A 15348-nucleotide genomic window follows, 5' to 3' on the forward strand; every position below is an offset into this window, starting at 1 on the left:
GACTGATGGCGATCGAGCGTACCTTTTCGATGATCAAGCCGGACGCGACGCGCCGCAACCTGACCGGCGCGATCACCAAGATGCTGGAGGATGCCGGCCTGCGCGTCATCGCTTCCAAGCGCGTGTGGATGTCGCGCCGCGAGGCCGAGGGCTTCTACGCGGTGCACAAGGACCGTCCGTTCTTCGGCGAACTGGTCGAGTTCATGTGCTCGGCGCCGACCGTCGTGCAGGTTCTGGAAGGCGAGAACGCCATTGCCAAGAACCGTGAAGTGATGGGCGCCACCAACCCGGCCAATGCCGACGAGGGGACCATCCGCAAGACCTTTGCCCTGAACATCGGCGAGAACTCGGTGCACGGCTCCGACGGCGCGGACACCGCCGCCCAGGAGATCGCCTACTGGTTCTCCGAGACCGAAATCGTCGGCTAAGGCTGCGGGTCGCCTCGCGGCAGCGCACCGAACGAGATCTGGAAGGGCCGGCCGTCGCGCCGGCCCTTTCGTTTGTCCGGCGACCGGTCCTTGACATGATGGCGGCGGCAGGGCGAGCCTTGGCGCCGTTCCCCCTGCCCGCGAGAGACGCATGAACGCTCCTGTTGCCACCGACCCCATCCTGAAGGCCTCCGCCTGTCCGCATGACTGCCCGTCCACCTGCGCGCTGGAGGTCGAACTCTTTGCCGACGGGCGGATCGGACGGCTCCGGGGCGCACGGGCCAACGCTTATACAGCCGGCGTCATCTGCGCCAAGGTCGCGCGGTATTCCGACCGGCTCTACCATCCGGATCGGCTGACGCGGCCGTTGAAGCGCGTCGGGGCGAAGGGGGAAGGCCGCTTCGAGCCGGTGTCGTGGGAGGAGGCGCTGGACCTGGTCGCGGCCGCCTTCCTCAAGGCCGAAGCCGAGCATGGGCCCCAGGCCGTGTGGCCCTACCACTATGCCGGCACGATGGGCCTGGTGCAGCGGGACTCGATCCACCGTCTGCGTCATGCCAAGCGCTATTCTCGCCAGTTCGACACGATCTGTACCAACATGGCCTGGACCGGCTATATCGCCGGAACGGGCCGGCTTGCCGGACCCGATCCGCGCGAGATGGCGGTCGCCGACATGGTGGTGATCTGGGGCACCAACCCGGTCTCCACCCAGGTCAACGTGATGACCCATGCGATCACCGCGCGAAAGACGCGCGGGGCGAAGATCGTTGCCATCGACGTCTACCCGACCCAGACCGTGAAACAGGCGGATCTCGGTCTTGTGCTGAAGCCTGGCACGGACGCCGCGCTCGCCTGCGCGGTGATGCATGTGCTGTTCCGCGACGGCTATGCGGACCACGATTACCTTGCCCGCTACACCGACTGCCCGGACGAGCTTGAGGCGCATGTCGCGCAGCGCCCGCCTCAATGGGCGGCGGCGATCACCGGCCTTTCGGTGGAGGAGATCGAACTCTTCGCCCGGATGGTCGGCGAGACCAAGCGCACCTTCTTCCGTCTTGGCTATGGCTTCACCCGCCAGCGCAACGGCGCGGTGTCGATGCATGCGGCCTCCTGCATCGCGGCTGTGACCGGCGCCTGGCAGTATGAGGGCGGCGGTGCGTTCCATAACAACGGCGCGATCTATACGCTCGACAAGTCGATGATCGAGGGCCATTCGCTGATCGATCCGGCGGTGCGGCAGCTCGACCAGAGCCAGATCGGCCGGGTGCTGACGGGCGATGCCGAAGCGTTGCGGCATGGGCCGCCGGTGACGGCGATGCTGATCCAGAACACCAATCCGGTGTCGGTGGCGCCCGAGCAGGAGTTGGTGAAGCAGGGCTTTGCCCGCGAGGATCTCTTCGTCTGCGTGCATGAGCAGTTCATGACCGAGACGGCGATGATGGCCGACGTGGTGCTGCCGGCGACGCAGTTTCTCGAGCATGACGACATCTACAAGGGCGGCGGGCACCAGTATCTGCTGCTGGGGCCAAAGCTTGCGGAGGGGCCGGGCGAGACCCGGGAGAACCTCTACGTGCTCAACGAGATCGCCCGCAGGGTCGGCGCGGCCGAGCATCAGGGCTTTGCCATGAGCGCGCGCGAGCACATCGACTGGATGCTGAAGGCCTCCGGCTTCGGCTCGCTGGAGGCGATCGAGCGTGATCGTTGGGTCGACTGCCAGCCCGACTTCCGGACTGCGCATTATCTCGACGGCTTCAATTGGCCGGACGGCAAGTTCCGCTTCAAGCCCGACTGGCCGAAGGTGCCGGCGCCCAATGACGGACCGATGGGTCCGTTCGCCGACATGCCGGCCTTGCCCGACCACTGGGCGGTAAACGAGGTGGCGGACGAGGAGCATCCCTTCCGCCTCGCCACCTCGCCGGCGCGCTCTTTCCTCAACTCGACCTTCAACGAGACCGCGTCCTCGCGCGACAAGGAAGGGCGACCGGAGCTGATGATCGGGCCGCAGGATGCCGAAAGGTACGGGATCACTGACGGCGACCGCATCCGCATCGGCAATCGTCGCGGCGCGGTGATCCTGCATGCCCGCCTGACCGAGGGGCTGAAGCCCGGCGTCGTGGTGGCGGAGGGGATCTGGCCGAACGAGGCCTATCCGGACCGCCGGGGCATCAACACGCTGACGGGGGCCGACGCCGTGGCGCCCTATGGCGGTGCGGCGTTTCACGACATCGCCGTGTGGGTGCGCAAGGACTGACCGCGCGCACCCGTAGCAAGGCGGAGGTGGGCGGTCTCAGGCCGCCCGTTCGCCGCGCAGGGTGGCGGGGATGCGTGCTGCCGGGCCGAACACCGTGCGCTCGAACCGCAAGGCATAATCGGCCAGCGTCGGGATCGCCGCCGCATGGCGCATCAGCGGTGTGTCGATGTCGCTCGCGAGGATGTTGAGCACGACGCCGACAACGCTGGCATCGACCGTGGTCGGCCGGTCGCCCATGAAGAAGGGCTTGTCGTCCAGAAAGGTGGCGATGGCGTCAAGACCCGCGCGGCCGAAGGCGTAGATCTCGTCCGGCGTGTGCCGGCCAAGGCCGTGCGCATGCAGCGTCCGGCTGATGTTCTCCCGGCTGGCGTTCAGAACGTCCCGCCGCATTTCTTCCGGGACCTGGGCAAGGGCGATGGAAAGGATCATCTTCTCGCCGGCAGGATCGATCCATCGGGCATGGACCATGGTCCAGCGCAGGTGTTCCTCGACCATACGGCGGAACGCTTCGGCCATGGCCAGTTCGACACCGGTCAGCGTTTCGTCGACGGCGAGACCGTGATGGCGCTCGAGGTGACGCTGAATCAGCGAACTGTCGGGAATGATGAGGCTGCCATCCTTCAGCACCGGGACCTTGCCGTGAGGCAGCGCAGCAAAATCGATGGTCGGTTCCATCCGATAATCGCAGCCGGCCAGCGCCAGCAGGGCTTCCGCCTTGTAGCAGAAGGGCGAGAGGCTGCGAATGTCGGGGGCGGGCGGGAAGTTGACGAGAACGAGCATGGCGGCATCTCCTGGGGTTGCGTCTGGCCCGAGTCTTGTAGGCGGCTCCTCCTGACAGCATACTGTCAGCATCGTTTGGCAGTGTGTTCGCGGAAGGAGAAGCGATGCGTCGTGCCGACAGGTTGCTGCAGGTGCTCCAGATCCTGCGCCGGTACCGCAGGCCGGTCAGCGGCGCGGCCATCTCCGCCGAGCTCGAAGTCTCGCTCCGCACCCTTTATCGCGACATCGCCGCGCTGCAGGCGTCCGGCGTGCCGGTGGTTGGCGAGGCCGGTGTCGGCTACGTGCTGGAGGAAGGCTATGACCTGCCGCCGCTGATGTTCACGGCGGAGGAACTGGAGATTGTCATGCTCGGCCTGCGCATGGTGGAGGGGCGCGGCGATGCGGCGATCCGGCGCACCGCGCGCGATGCCGTCGCGAAGATCGCGACGGTTCTGCCGGACGGCCTGCGCGACGGCTTCCTGGACGCACCGCTCTATGCGCCGCCGCCCTGCGAGCTGCCGGGCGACCGGATCGAGCTGGCGCGGCTGCGGGAGGCGCTGAGACTGGAGCGGAAGGTCGAGATCCTCTATCAGGTTCCGGAGCGTCCGCCCGAGCGCCGCGTGGTCTGGCCGATCGTGCTGGCCTTTTTCGAGCATGCTCGGGTGCTGGCCGCCTGGTGCGAGTTGCGGCAGGACTATCGCAACTTCCGCACCGACCGAATGCTGGAAATGACGGTGCTGGAGGCGCGCCCGCCGCGCGGCCGCAAGCGGCTCTACGCGGAGTGGCGAAGACACCGTATGGAGGAAGCGAGAGCCAGAGACGCAGCGGCGGCGAACGAAGACGCCGTAGGATGCCGCGCCGCCGGCTGAGTCGGCGGAGGATCTGGGTTCAGCCCTTCGGCGCGATGAGCGGCGCCTGGGCCGTATCCGCGCCGGATTTCAGCCGCACCCGCATTCCGTCGATCTCGAAGGCATCGGCCGCAACAAGGGCAAGCGCTTGCGGGTAGATGCGGTGTTCAACCTCGAGCACCCGCGCGCCGAGCGTTGCCGGCGTGTCCTCGTCGAGCACGGCCACCGCACCTTGCGCGATGATCGGCCCGGCATCCATCTCCGGGCGGACGAAATGCACCGTCGCCCCGTGCAGGCGGCAGCCTTCCGCCAGCGCCCTTGCGTGGGTGTCGAGGCCCTTGAAGGCCGGCAGCAGCGCCGGGTGAATGTTGAGCAGGCGGTCGTGCCAGCGCTCCACGAACCAGGGCGTCAGGATGCGCATGAAGCCGGCGAGGCAGACGAGGTCGACGTTGCGGTTGCGTAGTTCGGCGTCGAGCTTCTCCTCGAAAGCCTGCCGTCCGCCCTGGCCGCGATGGCTGACGGCGAGGGCCTCGATGCCGGCCGCGCGCGCCTTGTCGAGGGCAGGCGCGTCGGGGACGTTGGCGATCACCGCGACAATCTCGGCCGGGAAGGCCGGGTCGGCCGCCGCCGACAGCAGGGCCGTCATGTTGGATCCGCGCCCCGAGACGAGGATCGCCGTGCGCTTGCGACCGGAGGTGGACGGGGCAGAGGTCAAAGCATCAAGGCTCCGTCGAAGATCACGGCCTCGTCACCCGTGCGCGGGCCAAGCGTGCCGATGCGGCTCACCGTCTCGCCTTCGGCGGTCAGGATCGCGATCGCCTCGTCAGCGGTCTCGGCCGAAACGGCGACGACCATGCCGACGCCGCAGTTGAAGGTGCGCAGCATCTCCGACTGGGCGACGCCGCCGGCCTTGGCCAGCCAGCCGAAGACAGGCGGAACGGAGATGGCGGACAGGTCGATGCGGGCACCGAGATGGTCGGGCAGCACGCGCGGCAGGTTTTCCGGCAGGCCGCCGCCGGTGATATGGGCAAGTGCCTTGATGCCGGCGCCGGCCTTGAGCGCTGCCATCAGCGGCTTCACATAGATATGGGTCGGCGTCATCAGCGCTTCGCCGAGGGTCGCGCCGGGCGCGAAGGGGGCGGCAGCGCTCCAGTCGAGGCCGGACTGTTCGACGATCTTGCGCACCAGCGAGAAGCCGTTGGAATGCACGCCGGAGGAGGCGAGGGCGAGCAGCACGTCGCCGTCCGCAATATCGCCGCGCGGCAGCAGGGCGCCGCGCTCGGCCGCGCCGACGGCGAAGCCGGCAAGATCATAGTCACCCTTGCCGTACATGCCCGGCATTTCCGCGGTCTCGCCGCCGATCAGCGCGCAGCCGGAGATGCGGCAGCCCTCGGCGATGCCTTTCACCACGTCGGTGGCGACCTCGACGTCAAGCGCGCCGCAGGCGTAATAATCGAGGAAGAACAGCGGTTCGGCGCCCTGCACGACGAGATCGTTGACGCACATGGCGACGAGATCGATGCCGACGGTCGCATGGGCGCCGCTGTCGATGGCGATCTTGAGCTTGGTGCCGACGCCGTCATTGGCGGCGACGAGGATCGGATCGGTGAAGCCGGCGGCCTTGAGGTCGAACAGGCCGCCGAACCCGCCGATCTCGCTGTCGGCGCCGGGACGGGCGGTCGCCTTCACGAAGGGCTTGATCCGCCGCACGAGGGCGTTGCCCGCGTCGATGTCGACGCCCGCGTCGGCATAGCTCAGGCCGTTCTTGGGGGAGGGGGTCGCCTCGCTCATGCTGGTCGTGTCTCCGAAAGCCGTACAGGGCGCGCATACAAACACAGAAGCGCCGGAATGCAAGCGAAACCGGGCCCTGTTTGCACAGGCGTCCAGCCATCGAGGCAGGGGACTGGCTGACGGCTTCACGGCGGGATGTTCGGCCTGTGGTGAACCGGGAAAATGGCGGAGCTCTGCCGAGGGCCTGCTTGACGCTCCGCGGCGCGGCTGCCTATCTGCTGGGAACGCGGTGGAATGGCCCGACGGTCGGGCAGGAGACGGGTTCTCGTGACGCTCAAGCGGCAAATCTATTTCTGGCTGGCGTCCTTCGCGCTGTTCGCGGCCTTCGTCTATCTGTTCAGCCCGATCCTGCTGCCGTTTGTCGCCGGCATGGCTCTCGCCTATCTGCTGGATCCCGTGGCCGACCGGCTGGAGGCCGTCGGCCTGCCGCGTCTGGGGGCGACCATCGTCATCCTGGTGGTTTTCGTGCTCGCCTTCGTGGTGGTCCTGCTGCTGCTGCTGCCGGTGCTCGGCAACCAGCTCGCCTCCTTCCTGCAGGCCTTTCCTGGTCTGGTCAGTTCCTTGCAGGAGTTGATCACCACCGGGTTCGGCAGCCGTGTCTTCGAGTTGCTGGGTATCGGCGGGCAGGATCTGAAGGCGAATGTCGGCAGCCTGCTGGGCGAGGGAGCCGGCTGGATCGGCGGATTGCTGAAGTCGGTGTGGAACGGCGGACAGGCCCTGCTGTCGGTGATCTCGCTCTTCGTCGTCACGCCGGTCGTCGCCTTCTACCTGCTGCTCGACTGGGACCGGATGGTGACGCGGATCGATGGCTGGCTGCCGCGCCAGCATCAGGACACGGTGCGCCGCCTGGCGCGCGAGATGGACCGCGCGGTCGCCGGTTTCGTGCGCGGCCAGGTCAGCGTCTGCTTCCTGCTCGGCGCATTCTATGCGGTCGGGCTTGCGGCGGTCGGGCTCAATTTCGGCCTGCTGATCGGCATCGGCGCCGGCCTCGTCAGCTTCATTCCCTATGTCGGGGCAACGCTCGGCCTGGTCGTTTCCCTCGGCGTTGCGCTGGTGCAGTTCTGGCCGGACTGGCCGATGGTCGCGGTGGTGCTGGCGATCTTCGCTGTCGGCCAGTTCCTGGAAGGCAACATCCTGCAGCCGAAGCTGGTGGGCAACAATGTCGGCCTGCATCCTGTCTGGCTGATGTTCGCGCTGTTCGCCTTCGGCTACTTGTTCGGCTTCGTCGGCATGCTGATCGCGGTGCCGGCGGCAGCGATGATCGGTGTGCTGACCCGCTTCGCGCTGTCCCAGTACATGGCGAGCACGCTGTACACCGGAGAGGGTACGCTGATGGCCAGCGGCGTACCGGGCGATCCCGGAGAAGTGTCCGCTGCGCCGGAGCACGTGGAGGGGGGCAATGGCTGACAGGCTGCGCGGCGGCACGCAATTGCCGCTGATCCTGCCGCATGAGGCGGCTTTCGGGCGCGACGATTTCCTGCTCGGAGCCTCCAACCGGGCTGCGTTCGCCCTGATCGACGGCTGGCCCGACTGGCCGTCGCAGGCCGCGCTTCTCGCCGGCCCGGTGGGGTCGGGCAAGACCCATCTCGCCCATGTCTGGCAGGCGGCTAGCGGAGCGGCGATCCTGCCGGCCTCGGAGCTGCGCCGCGAGCAGGTCGAGGAGCTTGCCCGTAGCGGCGCCGTGGCGCTGGAGGATGCGCATGCGGGCTTCGACGAGACGGCGCTGTTCCATCTCTTCAACGCCCTTCGCGACAAGGGCGGCAGCCTGCTGGTGACCTCGCGGAGCTGGCCGCAATCCTGGGGGCTGCGGCTGCCCGATCTTGCCTCCCGCCTGCGCGCCGCGACGCCGGTGGAGATCCAGGAGCCGGATGACGACCTGTTGCGGCGGGTGCTGGTCAAGTTGTTCGCCGATCGGCAGATCGACATCGATCCGGCCGTGATAGACTTCCTCGCGGTGCGCATGGAGCGCTCGGTGGCGGCGGCGCAGGCGCTGGTCGACCGGCTCGACAGGGCATCGCTGTCGGCGGGCCGGCGGATCACGCGGCCGCTCGCGGCGGCGGTGCTGGCGGAGCGGGACCCTGTTGGCTGACACTGTTTGCCGGGTGATGCAAATCCGTCAAATCAATCCGCTATGGTCGCCGACGACAGCGATGACAGGTGACCGGCGCGATCCGGTCCGCAGGAGGCAGGCATGAACGAGACCAGCGTGAACCCGAAGGATCCGGACGCATCTCCGGCACAGGCGCGGCCGGCACAACCCGTGTCGGACGCGGCCGAGGCGCTGGCCGATCATCCAAGCCGGTTCATCAATCGTGAGGTCTCCTGGCTGCAGTTCAACCGCCGGGTGCTGGAGGAAGCGGAGAACACCTCCCATCCGCTGCTGGAGCGCCTGCGCTTTCTGTCGATCTCGGCGAACAATCTCGACGAGTTCTTCATGGTGCGCGTCGCCGGCCTGCGCGCCCAGCAGCGCGAGGGGGTCGCCACCCGCTCGATCGATGGCCTGACGCCGGGCGAACAGTTGGAGCGGATCTCTGCCGCGGTGCTGTCGCTGCAGATCGAGCAGCAGAGCGTGTGGCGCGAGATGCACAGGCTGCTGGCCGCCGAACGCATCGCCATCGTCGACGGGCCGGATCTCAGCCCGCGGGATCTGCAGTGGCTGGAGGACTATTTCCTCGCGCATATCTTCCCGGTGCTGACGCCGCTGGCAATCGATCCGGCGCATCCCTTCCCGTTTATCGCCAATCTGGGCTTTTCGCTGGTGCTGGAACTGGCGCCGGAAAAGGGCGGACGCGGCATGACCGCCTTGCTGCGCATTCCCGCCCAGCTCGACCGTTTCGTGCGTCTGCCGAGTTCGGACCACGAACATGGCGATCGCTACATCACCATCGAGAATGCGCTCGGCCTGTTCATCACCCGCCTGTTCCCCGGCTATCATATTCGCGGCAAGGGGGCGTTCCGGGTGATCCGCGATTCCGACCTGGAAATCGAGGAGGAGGCGGAAGATCTCGTGCGCCTGTTCGAGAGCGCGCTGAAGCGCCGTCGCAGGGGGTCGGTGATCCGTCTGGAGATCGAGGAGACGACGCCGCAGTCACTGCGCGACTTCGTCGCCGAGGCGCTTGGCGCGACCGGCGACGAGGTCTTCATGGTCGATGGGCTGCTGGCGCTCAACAACTTGTCGCAGCTCGTTTCCATCGACCGCGAGGATCTCAAGTTCGAGCCGTTCTCGCCACGCTTTCCCGAGCGTATCCGCGAGCATGGCGGCGATTGTTTCGCGGCGATCCAGCAGAAGGACATCATCGTCCACCATCCGTACGAGTCCTTCGATGTGGTGGTGCAGTTTCTGCGGCAGGCGGCGCAGGACCCGGATGTGGTGGCGATCAAGCAGACGCTCTACCGCACGTCCAGCAATTCGCCGATCGTCAAGGCTTTGGTCGAGGCGGCGGAGGCCGGCAAATCGGTCACCGCGCTGGTCGAGCTGAAGGCGCGCTTCGACGAGGAGGCCAATATCCGCTGGGCCCGCGATCTGGAGCGGGCCGGCGTGCAGGTCGTCTTCGGCTTCCTGGAGCTGAAGACCCACTCCAAGCTCTCCATGGTGGTTCGCCGCGAGCATGGCGAGCTGCGCACCTACTGCCATCTCGGCACCGGCAACTACCACCCGATCACCGCGCGCATCTATACGGACCTGTCCTATTTCACCGCCGATCCGCGCATCGGCCGGGAGGTCGCCAAGATCTTCAACTTCATCACCGGTTATGCCGAGCCGGTGGAGCTGGAACACATGATGGTGTCGCCGGTGACGCTGCGCGACGGCATCCTCCGGCTGATCGCGAACGAGGCGGAGCATGCGGCCGCCGGGCGTCCGGCGCAGATCTGGATGAAGATGAACTCGCTGGTCGATCCCGGCATCATCGACGCGCTCTACAAGGCGAGCCAGGCAGGCGTGCGGATCGACCTGGTGATCCGCGGCATCTGCTGCCTGCGTCCCGGCATTCCTGGCCTGTCTGAGAACATTCGCGCGAAGTCGATCATCGGCCGGTTCCTGGAGCACAGCCGCATCTTCTGCTTCGGCAACGGTCATGGGCTTCCCTCGCCGGATGCGGTCGTCTATATCGGCTCGGCGGACCTGATGCCGCGCAATATCGACCGGCGGGTGGAGACGCTGACGCCGCTTCTCACACCGACGGTGCACGAACAGGTGCTCGATCAGATCATGGTCGCCAATCTGAAGGACAACCAGCAGAGCTGGCGGCTGCTGCCCGATGGGGGGCACGAACGCGTGCATCTCGGCAAGGGCGAGAAACCCTTCAACGCCCACCAGTATTTCATGACGAATCCGTCGCTCTCCGGCCGTGGCAAGTCGCTGCGCAGCCACAGTCCGAAACCCTTCGCGGAGCCGAGGAAGCGTGGCTGACAGCCTAAAGCATGCACAGGTCCGCGGCCGTCTGAACGGCAGCGGACCGATCGCCGTCATCGATATCGGATCGAACTCGATCCGCCTCGTCGTCTACGAAAGGCACGCACGCACCCCGACGGTGCTGTTCAACGAGAAGGTGCTGGCGGGGCTGGGCCGCGGCGTTGGCGCCACCGGACGACTGTCGGCCGAGGCGACGGAGCAGGCCCGGCGGGCGCTGGTGCGGTTCCGCCGGCTGTGCGACCAGATCGGCGTCGTCGATCTGCACATCCTGGCCACGGCCGCGACGCGCGATGCCGCAAACGGCGAGGAGTTTCTGGTCGCCGTCGAGCAGATCTGTCGCACGCCCGTGCGTCTGTTGTCGGGACGAGACGAGGCGCGGCTTGCCGCCTATGGCGTTATCTCCGGCATCTGGCGGCCCGATGGCATCGTCGGCGACCTGGGAGGCGGCAGCCTCGAACTGGTGGAGATCAAGCAGGACGAGATCGGACGCGGCCAGACCCTGCCGCTTGGTGGCATCCGCCTGCAGGAAGACGCGGACGGAAAGATCGCCAAGGCGCAGAAGATCGCCGAACAGGCGCTCGCCGATGTCGAATGGCTGCCCATCGGCGCAGGCAAGCCCTTCTATGCGGTCGGCGGCACCTGGCGCTCGCTCGCCCGGCTGCACCTGCATCAGGACGGCTATCCGCTGCATGTGATGCACGATTATGCCATTCCCGCGGAGGAGGCGATCGAGTTCTGCCAGCTCGTCGCCCGGCGCGATCCGGAGAGCCTCGACATGATCGAGGTGGTCTCGCGGGCTCGCCGTCCGCTGCTGCCCTTCGGCGCGGCGGTGATGGAAAAGGTCCTGCGGCGCTCCAAGGCCTCGAAGGTGGTGATGTCGGCGCTCGGCCTGCGCGAGGGGTTGCTGTTCGACCTGCTGCCGGAGGAGCTGCGCCGGCAGGACCCGCTGGTCGAGGCGGCGCGCGAACTGTCGGAACTGCGCTCCCGCTCGCCCGCCTATGGCGAGGAACTGGTCGAGTGGACCGACCGCCTGTTTCCGGCCGTCGGCATCGACGAGACCGAATACGAGCGGCGCCTCAGGGCGGCCGGCTGCCTGTTGTCCGATATCGGCTGGCGCGCCCATCCCGACTATCGCGGCGAACAGAGCCTCAACATCATCTCCAATGCCGGCTTCGTCGGCATCGATCACGCGGGCCGCGCCTATCTGGCGCTGTCGGTGTTCTATCGGCACCAGGGGCTGGTGGAGGATGCGCTCGGGCCCCGCATCCGCGAGCTTGCCCATACGCGGCTCAAGGACCGCGCCCGCATTCTCGGCGGCGCCTTGCGGGTTGCGTCCGTGCTCAGCGCCTCGGTCGCCGGCATCCTGCCGCAAGTGCCGGTCACCGTCGACAATGGCGAAGTGGTGCTGACGCTGCGCGGCGAACTCACGGCGCTCGAGGGAGAGCGCCTCAACAAGCGCCTCCTCCAGTTCGCCCGCCTGCTGGGCCTGCGGGCGCGGGTCGATCTGGAGCCGTGACGCACGGCCGAAGCGGCTTTCGAAAGAGTTTCTGAAAGGACTGTCGGCGGGCGTTGGCCGGGCAGGGCGCCCGGCCAACGGTTCGCGATGTTCGCGTCTACTCGGCGGCGTCCGCCGCGGCTTTCTGGCGGTTACGGCGGCGCTTGGAGCCTTCCGCCTTGGGCGGCGCCTGCACGGCCTCGTCCTGTTCGACGGCGACGATGCGCTTGCCGTTGAAGGCAAGGGCGATCTCGCCGCGCTTCAGCTTCAAGGCCGCCTCGCCGAACAGTCCCAGGCGCCAGCCCTTGAGGGCATCGACATCGGCATCGTCGCTGGCGGCGATCTTCTCCAGATCCTCCATGGTGGCGATCACCTTGGCGGCGACGCCATGGGCTTCGCTGACCAGCTTCAGCAGGACCTTGAGCAGGTCGACGGCGGCCGCCGATCCGTCGGGCGCGGCCCGGCCCTTGGGAACGGCCGGAAGCTTGTCCTTGGGGATCGCCATCGCCCGCTTGACGGCCGCCAGGATGTCGTCGGCCGTGCGCGAGCGCTCGAAGCCGCGCGGAATGGTGCGCAGGGCAGCCAGCGCCTGGGTGTTGGTCGGCTGCTGGGCGGCGATCTCGTAGATCGCATCGTCCTTGAGGATGCGGTTGCGCGGCACGTCGCGCTCATGCGCCTCGCGCTCGCGCCAGGCGGCGATTTCCTGCAGCACCGCGAACTCGATCGGCTTGCGCACCCGCAGCTTCAGCCGCTTCCACGCATTCTCCGGATCGGTGCGATAGGTGTTCTCTGAGGTCAGGATTTCCATCTCGTCGCCGACCCAGTGGCTGCGCCCCTGTTCGGCGAGGTTCGCCTTGAGGAAATGGTAGACCTCGCGCAGATGGGTGACGTCGGCCAGCGCATAGTCGAGCTGCTTGTCGCTGAGCGGCCGGCGCGACCAGTCGGTGAAGCGCGACGACTTGTCGATCCGAACCGCGGTGATGCGATGGACCAACTGGTCGTAGGAAATCGAATCGCCGAAGCCGCAGACCATCGCCGCGACCTGGGTGTCGAACACCGGGTGCGGGATGAAGCCGCCCAGGTGATAGACGATCTCGATGTCCTGCCTCGCGGCATGGAACACCTTGACGATGCTTTCGTCGCGCATCAGCTCGAAGAACGGTGCCAGGTCGAGACCGTCGGCGAGCGCGTCGACGATCACCGCGTCCTCCGGGCTTGCCATCTGGATGACGCAGAGCTTCGGCCAGAAGGTCGTTTCGCGAAGGAACTCGGTGTCGACCGCAACGAAATCGTGTTGCGCGAGGCGCCGACATACGTCGGCCAGTTGTTTGGTGCTTGTAATGATCTGCATGGTGATCGCGAGATATAGCGGATGCTTGCCCGCTTGTCGCCACGAAACCGCCTTGTTGTCGCCGGTTCGTTCGCCGGGCCGCCGGCAGCCGCCAACCGGCGCGCTGCCTTGACTTTATCGCCATCCCGTGGCTTGTGCACGGGCGCGTCACCGCGCCGGCCGGCAGCCGCGTCGCCTTGTCAGCCGCCACTTTTTCAAACTTCGGGCCATCGAGGACCACATGCATCGCTATCGCAGTCACACGTGCGGGGAACTGCGCGAAACCCATGTCGGCGCCACGGCGCGCCTGTCGGGCTGGGTGCACCGTGTGCGCGATCACGGCGGCCTGCTGTTCATCGACCTGCGCGATCACTACGGCATGACGCAATGCGTGGTCGACCCTGATTCGCCGGCCTTCAAGCTTGCCGAGACGGTGCGTGCCGAGTGGTGCATCCGCATCGATGGCGAGGTGAAGTCGCGTACGCCCGAGACGGTGAACACGGCGCTGCCGACCGGCGCGATCGAAATCTTCATCCGCGAACTCGAAGTGCTCGGCGCGGCGCGCGAACTGCCGCTGCCGGTGTTCAACGAGCCCGACTATCCGGAAGACATCCGTCTGACCTATCGCTTCCTCGACCTGCGCCGCGAGACGCTGCACGAGAACATCATGACGCGCACGCGCATCATCGGCTCGATGCGCCAGCGGATGGGGGCGGCGGGCTTCACCGAATTCCAGACGCCGATCCTCACCGCGTCCTCGCCGGAGGGCGCGCGCGACTTCCTGGTGCCCTCGCGGCTGCATCCGGGCAAGTTCTATGCGCTGCCGCAGGCGCCGCAGCAGTTCAAGCAGTTGCTGATGGTGTCCGGCTTCGACCGCTATTTCCAGATCGCCCCGTGCTTCCGCGACGAGGACCCGCGTGCCGACCGCCTGCCGGGCGAGTTCTACCAGCTCGACCTGGAGATGAGCTTCGTCGAGCAGGAGGACGTGTTCTCCACGATGGAGCCGATCATGCGCGGCGTCTTCGAGGAGTTCGCGAAGGGCAAGCCGGTCACCGAGACTTTCCCGCGCATCCCCTATGCCGACGCCATCGCCAAGTATGGCAGCGACAAGCCGGACCTGCGCAATCCGATCGAGATGCAGGATGTCGGTGCCCATTTCGCGGGCTCCGGCTTCAAGATCTTCGCGCGGATGCTGGAGGACCCGAAGAACGCCGTGTGGGCGATCCCGGCCCCGACCGGCGGCAGCCGCGCCTTCTGCGACCGGATGAACTCCTGGGCGCAGGGCGAGGGCCAGCCGGGCCTCGGCTATATCTTCTGGCGCGAGGAGAGCGGTGCTCTCGAGGGCGCCGGGCCGCTCGCCAAGAACATCGGCGAGGAACGCACCGAGGCGATCCGCACCCAACTCGGCCTCAAGGCGGGCGATGCGGCCTTCTTCGTCGCGGGCGACCCGAAGAAGTTCTCCGACTTCGCCGGCAAGGCGCGCACCCGCGTCGGCGAAGAACTCGATCTCGTCGACCGCGACCGCTTCGCGCTCGCCTGGATCGTCGACTTCCCGTTCTTCGAATGGGACGAGGACGAGAAGAAGGTCGAGTTCGCGCACAATCCGTTCTCCATGCCGCAGGGCGGCCTGGAGGCGCTGGAGACCATGGATCCGCTCGACATCAAGGCGTTCCAGTACGATCTCGTGTGCAACGGCTACGAGATCGCCTCCGGCTCGATCCGCAACCAGTCGCCGGAGCTGATGGTCAAGGCGTTCGAGAAGGTCGGCCTGTCGAAGAGCGATGTGGAGGAGCGCTTCGGCGGCCTCTACCGCGCGTTCCAGTACGGCGCGCCGCCGCATGGCGGCATGGCGGCCGGCGTCGACCGCATCGTCATGCTGCTGGTCGGGGCGAAGAACGTGCGCGACGTCAGCCTGTTCCCGATGAACCAGCAGGCGCAGGACCTGCTGATGGGCGCGCCGTCCGGCGTTTATCCGAAGCAGTTGCGCGAGCTGCATATCCGGCTCAATCTGCCCGAGAAGGGCTGACGTTCGACG

General features: G+C 67.1%; 12 protein-coding genes. 8 read left to right on the forward strand and 4 right to left on the reverse strand.

Features of this window, described 5'->3' with window-relative positions; genetic code table 11:
• Nucleotides 1-5 precede the first annotated feature (5 nt).
• Both ndk and TSB10GB4_RS01240 read left to right on the forward strand, forming a co-directional pair.
• On the forward strand, nucleotides 6-428 hold the full coding sequence (ndk, locus tag TSB10GB4_RS01235; protein WP_186389392.1) for a nucleoside-diphosphate kinase: 423 nt from the start codon (nucleotides 6-8) through the stop codon (nucleotides 426-428).
• A 151-nt stretch (nucleotides 429-579) separates the two neighbouring features.
• The gene (locus tag TSB10GB4_RS01240) at nucleotides 580-2676 is read left to right on the forward strand and encodes a molybdopterin-dependent oxidoreductase (RefSeq protein WP_186394236.1); all 2097 of its coding nucleotides are present in this window, start codon (nucleotides 580-582) and stop codon (nucleotides 2674-2676) included.
• 36 nt (nucleotides 2677-2712) lie between these two features.
• Here TSB10GB4_RS01240 and TSB10GB4_RS01245 read toward each other — a convergent pair whose 3' ends face one another.
• Nucleotides 2713-3456, reverse strand: coding sequence for a glutathione S-transferase family protein (locus TSB10GB4_RS01245; protein WP_186394237.1), 744 nt, complete (start codon nucleotides 3454-3456; stop codon nucleotides 2713-2715).
• Nucleotides 3457-3560: 104 nt separating this feature from the next.
• Here TSB10GB4_RS01245 and TSB10GB4_RS01250 point away from each other — a divergent pair, with 104 nt between their 5' ends.
• Nucleotides 3561-4304: a YafY family protein gene (locus tag TSB10GB4_RS01250; RefSeq protein WP_186389395.1), complete on the forward strand. Its 744-nt coding sequence runs from the start codon at nucleotides 3561-3563 to the stop codon at nucleotides 4302-4304.
• 19 nt (nucleotides 4305-4323) lie between these two features.
• Here the strand turns inward: TSB10GB4_RS01250 and purN are convergent, their stop codons facing one another.
• Both purN and purM read right to left on the reverse strand, forming a co-directional pair.
• Nucleotides 4324-4998 carry a phosphoribosylglycinamide formyltransferase gene (gene purN / locus TSB10GB4_RS01255; RefSeq protein WP_186394238.1) on the reverse strand — a complete coding sequence of 225 codons (675 nt, stop codon included), beginning with the start codon at nucleotides 4996-4998 and terminating at the stop codon, nucleotides 4324-4326.
• The gene (gene purM, locus TSB10GB4_RS01260) at nucleotides 4995-6074 is read right to left on the reverse strand and encodes a phosphoribosylformylglycinamidine cyclo-ligase (protein WP_186394239.1); all 1080 of its coding nucleotides are present in this window, start codon (nucleotides 6072-6074) and stop codon (nucleotides 4995-4997) included. The genes purN and purM overlap by 4 nt, the downstream gene beginning before the upstream one ends.
• Before the next feature lie 267 nt (nucleotides 6075-6341).
• Here purM and TSB10GB4_RS01265 point away from each other — a divergent pair, with 267 nt between their 5' ends.
• From TSB10GB4_RS01265 to ppx, 4 genes are all read left to right on the forward strand, one after another.
• On the forward strand, nucleotides 6342-7481 hold the full coding sequence (locus TSB10GB4_RS01265) for an AI-2E family transporter (protein ID WP_186394240.1): 1140 nt from the start codon (nucleotides 6342-6344) through the stop codon (nucleotides 7479-7481).
• A complete protein-coding gene (locus TSB10GB4_RS01270) occupies nucleotides 7474-8163 on the forward strand; it encodes a DnaA ATPase domain-containing protein (protein ID WP_186389399.1) in 690 nt (229 codons plus the stop codon). Before TSB10GB4_RS01265 ends, TSB10GB4_RS01270 begins: the two co-directional genes overlap by 8 nt.
• Before the next feature lie 102 nt (nucleotides 8164-8265).
• Entirely contained in the window at nucleotides 8266-10485 is a 2220-nt protein-coding gene (locus TSB10GB4_RS01275; protein ID WP_186394241.1) for an RNA degradosome polyphosphate kinase, read from the forward strand.
• A complete protein-coding gene (ppx, locus tag TSB10GB4_RS01280; RefSeq protein ID WP_186394242.1) occupies nucleotides 10478-12004 on the forward strand; it encodes an exopolyphosphatase in 1527 nt (508 codons plus the stop codon). The genes TSB10GB4_RS01275 and ppx overlap by 8 nt, the downstream gene beginning before the upstream one ends.
• 97 nt (nucleotides 12005-12101) lie before the next feature.
• On the opposite strand, the gene rnd is transcribed toward ppx, so the two are convergent.
• Nucleotides 12102-13334 carry a ribonuclease D gene (rnd, locus tag TSB10GB4_RS01285; RefSeq protein ID WP_186394243.1) on the reverse strand — a complete coding sequence of 411 codons (1233 nt, stop codon included), beginning with the start codon at nucleotides 13332-13334 and terminating at the stop codon, nucleotides 12102-12104.
• A gap of 220 nt (nucleotides 13335-13554) precedes the next feature.
• Between rnd and aspS the strand changes: the two genes are divergently transcribed.
• Nucleotides 13555-15339: an aspartate--tRNA ligase gene (gene aspS / locus TSB10GB4_RS01290; protein ID WP_186394244.1), complete on the forward strand. Its 1785-nt coding sequence runs from the start codon at nucleotides 13555-13557 to the stop codon at nucleotides 15337-15339.
• Nucleotides 15340-15348: the final 9 nt, after the last annotated feature.

The organism is Stappia sp. TSB10GB4, from assembly GCF_900185745.1.
Lineage (GTDB): Bacteria > Pseudomonadota > Alphaproteobacteria > Rhizobiales > Stappiaceae > Stappia.

What these genes read in the sequence shown, in the direction of transcription:
- ndk (WP_186389392.1), top strand. Translation starts at nt 6, where the DNA reads ATGGCGATCGAGCGTACCTTTTCGATGATCAAGCCGGACGCGACGCGC.
- TSB10GB4_RS01240 (WP_186394236.1), top strand. Translation starts at nt 580, where the DNA reads ATGAACGCTCCTGTTGCCACCGACCCCATCCTGAAGGCCTCCGCCTGT.
- TSB10GB4_RS01245 (WP_186394237.1), bottom strand. Translation starts at nt 3,456, where the DNA reads ATGCTCGTTCTCGTCAACTTCCCGCCCGCCCCCGACATTCGCAGCCTC.
- TSB10GB4_RS01250 (WP_186389395.1), top strand. Translation starts at nt 3,561, where the DNA reads ATGCGTCGTGCCGACAGGTTGCTGCAGGTGCTCCAGATCCTGCGCCGG.
- purM (WP_186394239.1), bottom strand. Translation starts at nt 6,074, where the DNA reads ATGAGCGAGGCGACCCCCTCCCCCAAGAACGGCCTGAGCTATGCCGAC.
- TSB10GB4_RS01270 (WP_186389399.1), top strand. Translation starts at nt 7,474, where the DNA reads ATGGCTGACAGGCTGCGCGGCGGCACGCAATTGCCGCTGATCCTGCCG.
- TSB10GB4_RS01275 (WP_186394241.1), top strand. Translation starts at nt 8,266, where the DNA reads ATGAACGAGACCAGCGTGAACCCGAAGGATCCGGACGCATCTCCGGCA.
- rnd (WP_186394243.1), bottom strand. Translation starts at nt 13,334, where the DNA reads ATGCAGATCATTACAAGCACCAAACAACTGGCCGACGTATGTCGGCGC.
- aspS (WP_186394244.1), top strand. Translation starts at nt 13,555, where the DNA reads ATGCATCGCTATCGCAGTCACACGTGCGGGGAACTGCGCGAAACCCAT.